The sequence below is a fragment of the Streptomyces sp. 4F14 genome, from assembly GCF_048159485.1.
Classification (GTDB): domain Bacteria; phylum Actinomycetota; class Actinomycetes; order Streptomycetales; family Streptomycetaceae; genus Streptomyces.
Map to the genome: position 1 here is coordinate 141,377 of NZ_JBLRVY010000014.1, position 12,695 is coordinate 154,071.

The 12,695-nt window shown below is 73.1% G+C and carries 10 protein-coding genes; all 10 read left to right on the plus strand.

The genetic code is table 11. The features are described from left to right. The 10 genes from ACLZOT_RS24685 to ACLZOT_RS24730 all read left to right on the plus strand — a co-directional run bounded on the left by ACLZOT_RS24685 (position 1) and on the right by ACLZOT_RS24730 (position 12,678). The gene (locus ACLZOT_RS24685; protein WP_416971232.1) at positions 1 to 213 is read left to right on the plus strand and encodes an MbtH family protein; all 213 of its coding nucleotides are present in this window, start codon (positions 1 to 3) and stop codon (positions 211 to 213) included. A 2-nt stretch (positions 214 to 215) separates the two neighbouring features. Continuing rightward, complete coding sequence (locus ACLZOT_RS24690) at positions 216 to 1,451, plus strand: cytochrome P450 family protein (RefSeq protein ID WP_416971233.1); 1,236 nt, start codon at positions 216 to 218, stop codon at positions 1,449 to 1,451. Positions 1,452 to 1,471: 20 nt separating this feature from the next. Then, complete coding sequence (locus ACLZOT_RS24695; RefSeq protein ID WP_416971234.1) at positions 1,472 to 2,197, plus strand: SRPBCC family protein; 726 nt, start codon at positions 1,472 to 1,474, stop codon at positions 2,195 to 2,197. Positions 2,198 to 2,227: 30 nt separating this feature from the next. Further along, positions 2,228 to 2,428 (plus strand): hypothetical protein, encoded by a 201-nt coding sequence (locus tag ACLZOT_RS24700; protein WP_416971235.1) that lies wholly within the window; start codon positions 2,228 to 2,230, stop codon positions 2,426 to 2,428. Between the two features lie 20 nt (positions 2,429 to 2,448). Continuing rightward, positions 2,449 to 3,225, plus strand: a complete 777-nt coding sequence (locus tag ACLZOT_RS24705) for a thioesterase II family protein (RefSeq protein WP_416971236.1) — start codon at positions 2,449 to 2,451, stop codon at positions 3,223 to 3,225. Positions 3,226 to 3,247: 22 nt separating this feature from the next. Then, the gene (locus tag ACLZOT_RS24710) at positions 3,248 to 4,504 is read left to right on the plus strand and encodes a cytochrome P450 (protein WP_416971237.1); all 1,257 of its coding nucleotides are present in this window, start codon (positions 3,248 to 3,250) and stop codon (positions 4,502 to 4,504) included. Positions 4,505 to 4,642: 138 nt separating this feature from the next. Beyond that, entirely contained in the window at positions 4,643 to 6,331 is a 1,689-nt protein-coding gene (locus ACLZOT_RS24715) for a hypothetical protein (RefSeq protein ID WP_416971238.1), read from the plus strand. Further along, complete coding sequence (locus ACLZOT_RS24720) at positions 6,325 to 9,225, plus strand: AAA domain-containing protein (RefSeq protein WP_416971239.1); 2,901 nt, start codon at positions 6,325 to 6,327, stop codon at positions 9,223 to 9,225. Before ACLZOT_RS24715 ends, ACLZOT_RS24720 begins: the two co-directional genes overlap by 7 nt. Beyond that, positions 9,222 to 10,295 (plus strand): hypothetical protein, encoded by a 1,074-nt coding sequence (locus ACLZOT_RS24725; RefSeq protein ID WP_416971240.1) that lies wholly within the window; start codon positions 9,222 to 9,224, stop codon positions 10,293 to 10,295. Before ACLZOT_RS24720 ends, ACLZOT_RS24725 begins: the two co-directional genes overlap by 4 nt. A gap of 202 nt (positions 10,296 to 10,497) precedes the next feature. After that, positions 10,498 to 12,678, plus strand: a complete 2,181-nt coding sequence (locus ACLZOT_RS24730) for a VWA domain-containing protein (RefSeq protein ID WP_416971241.1) — start codon at positions 10,498 to 10,500, stop codon at positions 12,676 to 12,678. Positions 12,679 to 12,695: the final 17 nt, after the last annotated feature.

The following is a 12,695-nucleotide window of genomic DNA, read 5'->3' on the forward strand; positions in this document are numbered from 1 at the left end:
ATGTCGACCAACCCCTTCGAGGACGACGACGCCCGCTACCTGGTGCTCACCAACGACGAGGGCCAGCACTCGCTGTGGCCCGCGTTCGCCGAGGTCCCCGCTGGCTGGACCGTCGCCCACCCCGAGGACACCCGCCAGGCGTGCCTGGACCACGTCGAGCGGCACTGGACGGACATGCGGCCCAAGAGCCTCGTGGAAGCGATGGACGCCTGACCATGACGGCACCCCCCACCGACACCCTCGACTACCAGGCGGCGATGGCGGGCGACGCCTTCCGCCGCGACCCGTACCCCTTCTACGCCCGGATGCGGGCCGGTGACCCCATCCACCGCACGGCGCAGGGCATTTGGTACGTCTTCCGGTACGACGACGTCGAACAGGCCCTGGGCGACCTGCGGTTGTCGAACGACAAGGACCGGATGACCGGCGCGCTCGTCGCCCAGGACGGGCGGATGCGGGAGCTGAGCCGGCTCGTCGCGCGGCTCGGACGTGTCATGAGCAACACCGACCCGCCGGACCACGCGCGGCTGCGGAAACTCGTCAACAAGGCGTTCACCGCACGGCGGGTGGCCGAGCTGCGGCCCAGGATCCAGGGGGTCGTGGACCGGCTGATCGACGAGGCGGACGGCCCGACGTTCGACGCGCTCGCCACCGCCGCCTCTCCCCTCCCGCACGCCGTGGTCTGCGAGCTGTTCGGCATCCCCGAGGCGGACCGCGCCCAGGTCAAGGAGTGGTTCCGGGGGTTGGGCAGGATCCACGAGGACATCGAGAAGGCCGAGAAGGTCGTCGACGCCTTCGAGACCTACCTCACCCGCCTCGCCCGCGAGCGCCGCGCCGACCCGGGCGACGACCTGATCAGCGCCCTGGTCACCGCACAGGCGCAGGACGACCGGCTCACCGACCACGAGGTCCTCTCCACCTGCTTCATGCTGATCACGGCGGGCGACGAGACCACCACCAACCTCATCGGCAACGGCCTCCTCGCCCTCCTGCGCCACCCCGACCAGCTCGAACACCTGCGAAACAACCCGGACTTGATCCGCCAGGCGGTGGAGGAGTTCGTCCGGTACGACACCCCCAGCCAGGCCATCGTGCGGGTCGCCGCCGAGGAACTCGACCTCGCCGGCCACCTGTTGGCCCCCGGCGACCTGGTCTACCTGCTGCTCGCCTCGGCAGGCCGAGACCCCGAGCGGTACGCCGACCCCGACCGCCTCGACCTCACCCGCGCCCACCCCCGGCACCTCGGTTTCGGCCAGGGACCGCACTTCTGCCTGGGCGCCCCGCTGGCCCGCCTGGAGACCGAGATCGCCGTCTCCACGCTCCTCGCCCGCTGCCCCGGGCTGCGCCTCGCGGCCGACCCGGACGAACTGGACTGGCGCCCCAACCCGCTGCAACGCCGCCTCACCGCACTGCCCGTCACCCACGCCCCCAGAAAGCGAACAGCCAGGTGACAGAGACTCAGGAACGCACCGTGACCCGCGAGTTGAAGGTCAACCGCGAACAGGTCCTGCCCGTCACGCCGGACCGCGTCTTCCATGCCGTCGCCACCACGGAGGGCAACGTCGGCTGGCTCTACCCCATGGACGTCGAACCCCGCCTCGGCGGCGCGGTCTCGCGCGGCTCCTCCACCGTCGTCGCCTGGGACCCGCCCCGCGAATTCGCCTGCCGCACACCGGACTTGGACGGCTTCACCAACACCCTCAGCTACCGGATCGAGCCGCACGAGGACGGTGCCCTGCTGCGGATGGGCATCCACTGGGTGCACACCGGCACCCCCGACGACGGCTGGGACACCCGCGCCGACGCGGCCGAACGGCACGTCGACTTCTACCAGCACAGCCTCGCCGAATACCTGCGTCACTTCGACGGCCGCCCCGCCGTGTACGTCAAGGCGTCGCGCCCCGCGCCTCCGCGTGACGCGAACGCCTTCGACGCCGTACGGGAGAGGCTCGGAGTTCCCCCGGAGGCCGGAGTGGGGGACGCCGTCGAGGCCCTGTTGCCCGGCGGCCCGGTCGAGGCCCAAGTCGACTACCGCGACGGGGACTTCCTCGGGCTGCGTGGCCCCGACGGGCTGTACCGCTTCTACAACGGGGCCCGCTGGAACTGGCCGCTGTGGGTCGGCCACCACCTGTTCACGCCGGTACCGGACGCCGACGACGCGGCGTGGGACGCCTGGCTCACCGAGACGGCCCCCTGAGCCGGTACGGCCCGCTGAAAGGAGCGCACCATGCAGACCCAGACCCACACCCCGACCCAGACCCTCGTCTACTCCGCCGAACTCGTCGAACAGGACGGCGTCTTCACCCTCGTCGTCACCGACCGCACCCACGACACCGTGCAGTCCGTACAGGTCCCCAAGCGGGCCGTCGACAAACTCCCCTACTTCCTCTCCCTCCTGACGTCCCGTCAGTTCAGCATGTTCCGCTAGCAGTTAGGCACCGCACCCCCATGCCCCACCTCGCCCCGGCGCGGCACCCGGCCCCGTCCCCACCGCACAGCGCCGACCGCTGGTTCCGTGTCCACCGCCCCGCACGCCCGCCCCGCCGGCGCCTGATCTGCTTCCCCCACGCGGGCGGCACCGTCCAGCTCTTCCACGGCTGGAGCGCCCGTCTCCCGGACGACGTCGAGGTCATGGCAGTCCGCTACCCCGGCCGACAGGACCGGCTCATGGAACCCTGCATCGCGGACATGACCGCGATGGCGGACGCCGTCACCGAGGCCCTGGACAGCCAGCTGGACCTCCCCGTCTCGCTGTTCGGCCACAGCATGGGCTCGGCCATCGCCTACGAGGTCGCCCTGCGGCTGGAGCGGCGCGGCGTGCGCCCCGAGCGGCTGTACGCCTCCGGCCGGGCCGCCCCGCACCGCGCCCGCCCCGCCGGAGTGGACCCGGACGACGAGGCCGGCCTCATCGCGACCGTGCGCGGACTCGGCGACTTCCAGGCCGAGGTGTACGACATCCCGGAACTGCGCGAACTCCTCCTGCCCGCCCTGCGCGCCGACTACCGCCTCATCGAGACGTACCGCCCGCCCCGGGCGATCCCCCTGCGCACCCCCGTGACCGCCTACACCGGCCTGGACGACGCCCACTGCCCCCTCGCCGACGTCCACGCCTGGTCCGAACTCACCACCGCCGACTTCGACTTGCGCACCTTCCCCGGCGACCACTTCTTCCTCGTCCCCCACGAGGCGGAACTCGTCCAGGACATCGCCGGCCGCCTGCACTGAACTCCCCGCTCTGGAGCACGACTTGACCGACCTGACGGACGCCCCCACCGCTCCCGCCCACCGACCCCCGGACGAACTCCTCCTCCTCGACCCCGCCTTCCTCGCCGACCCCGCCGCCGGCTTCGGCGCGATCCGCGAGCAAGGCCCCGTCGTACGCGGCTGGTTGACCGAGACGCAGCCCGTGTGGCTCGTCACCCGCTACGACGACGTCCGCGACGGGCTGCGCGCCCACACCCGCTTCGTCCACACCCCCGAGAAGGTCGACGGACACACCGGCGAGGACCCGCGCCGCGTCCTGGTCGACATGCTCAACCTGCCCGAGGAGATGCGGAAGTACTTCCTCGTCTCCGCGCTCGACGCCGACCCGCCCGCCCATACGCGGCTGCGCGGCGCCGTCGCCCGCACCTTCGCCGCCCGCCGCATGCAGGCGCTGCGCCCCCGCATCGCCGAGATCACGCACGACCTCCTCACCGAGGCCCTCGCCAACTCCGCCGACGGGACACTGGAGTTGGTGGAAGGGCTCGCCTTCCCGTCCGCCGTCACCGCCGTCTGTGAACTCGTCGGCGTGCCCGAGGCCGACCGGGCCGTCTTCCGGCGCTGGGGCGACGACATCCTCTCCATGGACCCCGAACGGCTGGGCGCGTCCTCGCCGCCGCTGATCGAGACGATCACCCGGCTGCTCGACGAACGCCGTCAGGCCCCCACCGACGACCTCCTCGGCGGCCTCGCCACCGGGCTGGACGAGGTCGAAGCCGTCGCGATGGTCATGAACGTCGTCATGGCCGGCTACGACAACACCGCCCAGCTCCTCATCAACAGCCTCGCCGCACTCCTCACCCACCCCGGCCAACTCCGGCTCCTGCGGGACGACCTGACGCTCATGCCGCGCGCGGTCGAGGAGTTCGTGCGCTGGTGCGGGCCCGACATCGTCGTCCGGATGCGGCTCGCCGCCGAGGACGTCGACCTGCACGGAGTCCGGATCCGCAAGGGGGACTGCGTGCAGTTCGTGCTGGTCTCCGCCAACCGCGACTCCCGGCGCTACCCCGACGGCGACCGGCTCGACATCACCCGCGCCGGAGCCGAGGAGCACCTCGGGTTCGGGCAGGGCATCCACTACTGCGTCGGCGCCGGGCTCTCCCGGGTGCACTGCGAGGTCGCGCTCGGGGTGCTGCTCGAACGCTTCCCCCAACTCCGTCTGGCAGACGGGCCGGAGAGCCTCAAACGCGACGTCATTCCGGGGACCGCGCCGAGACTTCCGGAGCTGCGGGTGCTGGTCTGAAGGCCGGCTGAGTTCGAGAACGGCTCGGTTGTGCGAATTCCGGTGCGCCCCGGGGATTGCCGTATTCCTCCCTGGTCCCCGTATTCCCGTCGCTAAAGTGGCCGTGCCGTCAACCGGTCAGGGCGAGGGGAAGTACGCGTGCGCGATACGCGGGAAAAGGAGAACGGCGGCCCCACGGTCGTCGTTCTCACCGCGTCGGACATCGAATTCGACGCGGTGGAAAGGCTGTTGGCGGGCGACCGGGAAAGCGCCGCCCGCGACGACATCGGCACCGTGTACCGGCTCGGCTGGATCGACGGGACACCCTGGCGGGTCGCCCTCGCGGAGATCGGCACCGGGAACGGGGGAGCGGCGGTGGTCGCGACCCACGCCGTACGGCGGTTCGCGCCCCGGCTGGTGATGTTCGTGGGGACCGCCAGGGGGCTGATGGACAGTGTGGCGCCCGGGGACGTCGTCGTAGCCACCAAGGTGTACGGGGTGCACGGCGGGAAAGCCACCGACAGCGGCTTCCACGCCCGGCCCGAGACCTGGCAACTCTCCCACGAGGTACGGCAGACGGCCGCCGCCGCGCACCGCCGCTGGCGCCGCGAGCCCGGCGCCCCCGCCGTCCACTTCAAGCCGGTCGCCGCCGGGGAGGTTGTTCACGAGGGGGAGAACACCGCGTACCTCAGGCAGTTGCGCCGGCACTACGAGGACGCCGTGGCCGTCGAGATGGAGAGCGCGGGGCTGTCGCAGGCCGCGCACATGCACCACGGGTGGCCCGCGGTGACGGTGCGGGGGATCGCAGACCGGACGCGCGAGGCGACGGAGTCGGGGTCCAGGAGCGCGGCGGCGTTCGCGATGGCGGTGATCCGGGAGCTGGAGTGCGACGAGGAGGAGGTCTGCGTGCCGGAGGTGGTCAGCAGACCCATGGAGGTGCCGCGCGGCTGGCAGGCGGGGTCCTCGGTGCGGTTCGGGAAGGTGGAGTACCTGCTGGAGGGGGAGCAACTCGGGGAGCAGGACGGAGAGTTCTGGGGACGAGCGCTGCGGCTCGGGCCGAAGTCACGGTATGTGTGGCTCAGACGGGTCGACGGACCGGGGGAGGGCCGGGAGGCGCTGCGGTCGGAGCACGAGTTCCTCGCACGAAGGCCGGGCGAGGCACTGCCGGAACCGGGGGTGTACGAGGTCCAGGGAATCTCTGCCCTGCTCGCCCTGCCCTGGCCGAGGACCGGCCCCTGGACGGAGAGGCCGTTGCCGACCGTCGCGAAGGCGTTCGGTACGGAACCGCAGCTCGGCGTCGCGCGCCACAGGATTCTGCGGGGGTGCGCACGCCTGGCCGAGGCGCTCGCCGCCCTCCATGAGGAGGGTTTGGCCCACCGCGGCCTGGCTCCGGAGGCCGTGATCCTGCGGTCCGTCGAGCGGCCGAGCCTGCGGGACCTCGGCTCGGCCTTCCGGCTTCCGCGCCCCGGCGAGGGACACGCGGGCTACCGGGCTCCCGAGCAGGAGTTCGCCGCCTTTCATTCCTTCCGCATCGGCCCACCCACTGACGTGTACCAACTCGCCTCCCTCACCTACCGCCTGCTCACCGGCACACCCCCGGCCCGCCCCTTCGTCCTTCCTGTCTGCGCCTACCTCCCCACCACTTCGCCCTTCCTGGACGAACTCCTGCGCGCCGCCCTCGCCCCCGACCCCGCCGCCCGGCCCACCGCCCCCGAACTGGCCGTCCACCTCCGCCGAGCCGCTTCCGAGGACGTGGAGAACCCCTTCGCCCGCCCCGCGGGAATGCCCCCCGGCGGACGCCTCCGCCACCGCACCACCCCTACGACCGAGAACCCCACCCCATGCTGACCCGCACCCTGGACCTCCCCACCCCCCTGGTCCTCACCCCCGCCCACTCCCTCCACGGCATCCTCACCCGCCTCCGCCGAGACCACCCCCATCTCCCCAGCAGCATCGAGGAGTTGGAAGCCGACCTCATCGCGAGGGACACCACCCCCGCCACCTTCCCCCCACCCGGCAGACGGCAACAGGCCCTCGCCCTGTACGGCAGGGGCTGGCTCGCCCTCCTCGTGCCGGCGCCCGACGCCGGCGGCTACCAGGTCCGCACGGTCACCCCCCTCCGCTTCGACGACCACCACCGCCTGGCCCGGGGCTGCCTCCTGCTGCGCCCCACCGCGTGGCTGGTCCGCGACACGCCCCCCGGCCACGCGGAGACCCACTGGGACCGCCTCACCGCCGAGTGGGACCTCCTGCGCAAGGAGGCCGCGACGAAGGGCCACCGCGCCCCCGACGAACGCGAGGCCCGCCACCTCGGCCTCCTCACGAAGGCCGTGGACACGGAACACGAGCTGCAACGCGAACGCGCGGCGGCGGCAAGGCCGTTCACGTACCGGGACGTCCTCCCGACGGCCCACCGGGCGACGTACACGTTCGTCCTGCACGGCCGCCGCTTCCCCGCCGAGGACGAGGTCTTGAGGATCGGCGGCGAACCCGCCCTGCGCGGCCAGGTGTTGGCCGTCGACCAGCGAGGCGCCCGCCTCACCCTGGCCCTCGACCGGCCGGTCGACTGGCAACACCTCCCGAAACAGGGTGAGTTGGAGCGCGTCGAGAACACCACGGTCCACGCCCGCCGCACCGACGCGCTGATCGCTCTGCGGGACGGCCACACCAGAAACCCCCACCTCCTGCCGATCCTCGCGGGCACTCGCGCCCCCCGCCCGGCCCCCACCGAGGAGCCCCGCAGAATCCTCAGGGGCCCACGCAACCCCCGTACCCCGCACGCCACTTCGAGGACCGACGGCACGCCCCCTCGCCACCTGAACACCGAGCCCCCCGCCCTCGACCCCTGGCAACAAGCCGCCCTCCGAACCGCCCTCACCACCCCCGACCTGGCCGCGATCATCGGCCCACCCGGCACCGGCAAGACCACCGTCATCACCGAACTCGCCCGCGCATCAGCCCGATCCGGCCACCGAGTCCTCCTCACCGCCCACAGCAACACCGCCGTCGACAACGTCCTCACCCGCCTCCCCGCCGACCTCGTCACCCTCCGCGTAGGCCCCGAGCACCGCGTCGACCCCACCGCCCGCCACCTCCTCCTCGACCACCGCGCGACGGACCTCCGCCAGGGCATCCTGGACCGGGTCGGCGCCCGCCTGTCCGCGCACACGGCGGACGGCCCCGGCGCCGAGCACTGGCCGAAGGCCCTGTACGAGGCGGTCGGCGCCCTGGAGACGGCGCGGCGGCGGGAGCGGGACGCGAGGGCGGCGCTGGACGAGGCCCGCCGCGGCGTCGCGGGCCCGGCGCAGATGAGACTGGACCGCATCGCCGTACGGCTCAGCCGCACCCTGGACCGCAGGACCCGTACGGCGGACCGGATCGCGAACCTCACCGACCAGAGCCCGGGCTGGTGGCGCGGCAGGCAACTCGCCCGCGCCGAGAAGACGTTGGCCGTGTACGACGAGGCGATCGAGCAGGCCGCGCGGGAGCGCCGCAGCGCCGAGGACGCCCTCGACGAGGCGACCCGCGACCACCCCGCCGTGCACGAGCGGCACGCCGACGTCGAGCGGGCCGCGCGCGAGGTGACCCGGTGGCGGAAGGAGGCCGAGTACGCCGAGGCCCCGTGCCGCGCGCTGCTCGCGCCCGTCGGTGACGCGCCGCGGGACCTGTACGCGTTCGCTCGCTGGGCCCGCACCGCGCACCCCCTCCTCGCGGCCCGCCGTACGGTCCTCACCGAGTGGCGGGACGACGTGCGCGCGGCGAACGGCCAACTGCACGCCGAACTCGTCCGGTACGCCCATGTCGTGGGCGCCACCAGCACCGGCAGCGCCGGACCCGCGCTGCTGACCGGCGTCGAGTTCGACCTCGTGGTCGTCGACGAGGCCGGCCAGATCACCACGGCCGACGCGCTCGTCCCGCTGGTGCGCGCCCGCCGCGCGGTCCTGGTCGGCGACCACCGCCAGCTCCCGCCGTACGCCGACGACGAGACGGTCTCCCGCGTGCAGGCCGAACACGGCGCCGACGCCGCCGAGTTGACCGTACGCAGCATCCTCGAACTCCTCCAGGAGCACCTGCCGTACACGGCCGTCGCCCAGCTGCGCACCCAGCGCCGCATGCCCCGTGAGATCGCCGACTTCTGCTCGCGGGCCTTCTATGACGGCCAGTTGCTCACCCCGGACGACCATAGGACTCCCCATCGCCCCGCCACCCCCTTCCCCCTCTTCCGCACCCCCCTCGTCCTCGTCGACACCTGCGACCTCCCCCCGGGAGACCGCGCCGAGGGCGGCGACCCCCGTTCCCGCGTCAACCGCGCCGAGGCCGACCTCCTCGCCGCCCTGGCCCGCCGCTGCACCGCAGACGACGAGGAGTGGGCGGTGATCGTGCCGTACCGGGCCCAAGCCGCCCTGATCCGGAACCTGTTGAAGGACCTGCCGCCCGGCCGGGGGGACGTCGCGACCGTCGACTCCTTCCAGGGCGGCGAGCGGGACGTGGTCCTGTACGGCTTCACACGCTCCAACCCGTCCGGCGCGGTCGGTTTCCTGGACGAACTGCGGCGGGCGAACGTCGCGTTCACCCGGGCCCGGCGCCGCCTGGTCCTGGTGGGGGACTTCGACACCCTCACCCGGGCCACGGACGAGGGCTTCCGGGACCTTGCCCGCGCCCTGCGCGACCACACGGCGAGAGTCGGCGAACTGCTGCCGTCCCGCGACCTCGAAGCACGCCTCGGAGCCCGCACCGCATGATCCCCCGCCAGCGCCACAACCCCCTCGGCTTCCCGCCCGCCCGCGCCGTCGAGCACGCGGCCTTCCACCTGAGGGCCGCCCCCGAGACGGCCCACCACCTCCTGCTGCCGGTGTGGCGGGTGGAGGTGGAGGCGAAGGTGACGACCGCCGAGCCCTACCAGCTCATCGACCGCTACCTGGTCCGGGCCGTCGCCGAGGCCGGGGTGACCACCCCCGACGGCCTCTCCGCGTTCCTCGCCCTGGACCCGGCGCTGACCCGCCAGGCCCTCGCCTTCCTGACGGCGGTGGGCCATCTCGCCGAGGAACAGGGCGAGTTGAGGCTCACCCCGCTCGGGCGGAAGTCCCTGGACGCGGGCGAGATGTACACGGTGAAGCTCGGCGACCGCCGCATCGTGTACTTCGACGCCTGGACCGGCACCCCCCTACCCGAGAGCTACGCCGAACGAGGACCGGCGGGCCCGGCCCCCCTCGACACCTGGACCTCGCCCCCCGCGCTCCTCGCCCCCGACCCCTTCCGCCCCGAGGCCGCCGGAGCCCTCGCGGAACCCGGCGTCGCCGACCCGAAGGCCCTGGCCTGGGACGTCGAGTACCTCCTCGCGCACGTGGTGCGCACCGCCGACGGCCGCCACCTGGTCTGCACCCGCCCCCACCGCGGCGAGCCCGACCCCGTGCTGAGCCGTGCCCTGGACGGGGCGCCGGGCTGTGTCAGCGCCCTCGCGGTGGCCGGCCGGGACGCCCGCGGCCGGTTCGAGGAGGAGGCGGGCCGCTGGCTGAGCCGCCGCGGCCTCGCCGCGCACCAGCCCTACCGCGCCCCCGGCGGCATGCGCCGGGTGAACCTCGACGAGGACACCTACGCCGGCCACGGCGACCTCCCGGCGCTCGGCTCGGTCGTCGTCCTGCGCTCCGGCGCCTTCTTCCAGGTGTGGTGCGCGGACTCCCGGGCGCGCGGGCGCGAACTGCGCCGCCGCATGGACGCGTTCGCGGCGGCCCGCCCCCGCGACGCCGAGGCGCTGCGTGTACAGGAATTCCGGTTCGCCGCCCTCCTGGACGTCCGATCCGGTCAGAAATAGTCACCGGAAACCTCGAAAAGAACACGGTCAATCGCTGATCGATTTCGAATCGAACCTCCCGCAACTAATTCGCCACGCTCTTATGGAAATCAGACACGGTGACAGTCGTACGGGATTAGCGTGAACGCTCACACGGAGATGCCCCTGGGGAGAGAGGCATCTCATGAGGTGTTTGCGTCACGATTTCAGGGGAGCACCGAGATTGACCATTTCCAGGGTCCTGTGCGCTGTGACGGCCGTGAGCACGGCCGCCCTCGCCCTACCCGCAGCAGCAGCGGCACCCGCCGCACCCGCCCCGGCGTCCGACCGCCCCGTCCACTACGTGGTGGCCGTCGACCAGTCCGCCAGCCTCGCCCCCACCGACGTCGACCGCGAGCGTGAGGCCGTCGGCGCGATCGCCGTCAGCGAGCCGTCGAACAGCTCCACGCTGGAGGTCCTGGGCTTCGCGAGCGCCGAGGAGCCGGGCCAGACGGCCGTCGACAAGGTGTGCCCGGCCCGCGCCCTGGACGCGCTGGCCCGCGAGAAGACGGCCGACTGCGCACGGCAGCTGCGCCGCCGGGAGCAGTCCGAGGGCGCGGGCACGGACTTCATCGAGGTGATCCGGCAGGCGGTCGCCGACCTGCGCACCGCGCCCGACGCCGACCCGCGCGTGCTGTTCCTGATGACGGACGGCGTCCTGGAGGTGAAGGACAGCCTCAAGTACCGGAACCTGGACGCCCGTACGGCGAAGGACGCGGCGGAGAAGGACCTCGCGGACGCGTTCGCCGAGGCCGCCGCGGCGAAGGTGCAGATCTGGCCGCTCGGCTTCGGCAAGGCCGACGAGGGCGCGCTGAAGGAGATGGCAGCCGCCGGCTACCAGGCGGGCTGCGCGAACCTTAAGGACGCCCGCCCCCGCCCCCACATGGCCGACGACCCGCAGCAGATCAGCGGCGCCCTCCAGGACGCCTTCGCGACGGCCCGCTGCTACTACCGCGACGAGAGCGGCTCGCAGCGCCCGCCGGGCGACCTGGACGTACGGATCTCGCCGCTGGCGACGGAGGGCACGATCGTCGTCGAGAAGGGCGACCCGGCCGTCACCGTCGCCTACTACGACCCCCGGGGCCGGCGCATCGAACCCGGCACCCGGGACGCCGACTCGACGTACGCGTTCGCCGGACAGGGCGCCGCCACCGAGTCGCTGCGCATCACCCGCCCCCTGCCCGGGAGTTGGCGGGTCGAGTTGGACGCCCCCGAGGGGCACCGCGACAAGGCGGCCACCGTCAGCGTCCTGTGGCACGGTGCGGTGCGCTCCACGATCTCGCTCAGCGAGTACGCGCCCGCGCCCGGCGCGAAGGTCGAGGTGCGGGTGCCGATCCTGACCCGCGAGGAGTCCCTCCCGGACCCGCGCGACCTGCGCGGCATCACCGTCACCGGCACCCTCACCGGCGAGGGCATCGCCGAGCCGGTGCCGTTCGCGCTGGCCGGGGACGGCAGGGGCAGGTTCACCGGCGCGGTCACCGTGCCCCGCCAGGCGTCCGGCGACCTCATGTTCACGTCGAAGGTCTCGGCGATCGGCCTCCAGCCGGACGTCCGCAGCCAGCCCGCCGCCGTCTTCACCCCCGGCCGCGCCCTGGAGGCCGCCCTCGCCCTCGGCGGCGCCGAACTGCACCCGGGGGACACGCACGAGGCGCAGCTCACCGTCTCCAACACGGACACGAAACCCCACACCCTGACCCTCGCGTTCGCCGACACGAAGGCCACCGGACTGACCCTGACCCCCCGCCATCTCACGGTCGAACCCGGCACCGAGGCCCGCCGCTTCACGGTGAGACTCGCCGTCGGCGACCGCCTCGGCTTCCCCGTCGGCACCGACCCCACCGCCCTCGGCGGCAAGATCGTCGTCACCGACGACACCGGCACCGTCCTCGACGACCAGCTCCTCGACGCCGTGTCGGTCACGAAGAAACTGAGCGTCATCCCGTGGATCGTCGCGGGCGTTCTCCTGGTGCTCCTGCTGGCCGGCGCCGTACTCGCCCTGAAGCTGTACCGGCGCAGGCGGGCGGCCAGGCCGCGCGGGACGCTCGTCCTGGAGGACCCCTGGGGCCGCGAACTGGCGAGCCACCCCGTCCTCGGCGGCCGGGAGGGCTGGTACCGCTTCGACATCGTCGACGACGGCGACAGCCCCCGCGTACGGCGCTCCGCGCAGGGCGAGTGGGCGATGCGCCGCACCCCCGAGGGGGACGCCGAACTGCGGCGCGGCGGCGACGAACCGGTGACCCTGCGGCCCGGCGAGGGCCTCAGCGCGGGCGACGACCTGGTCCTGAAGGTCGTCGACGGCACCCCCGCGCCACCCCCGGACACCTGGTCGCCGTACGCCTCCGAGGTCGGCCACCCCGACCTGTGAACCGCCAGCGGGAAGGC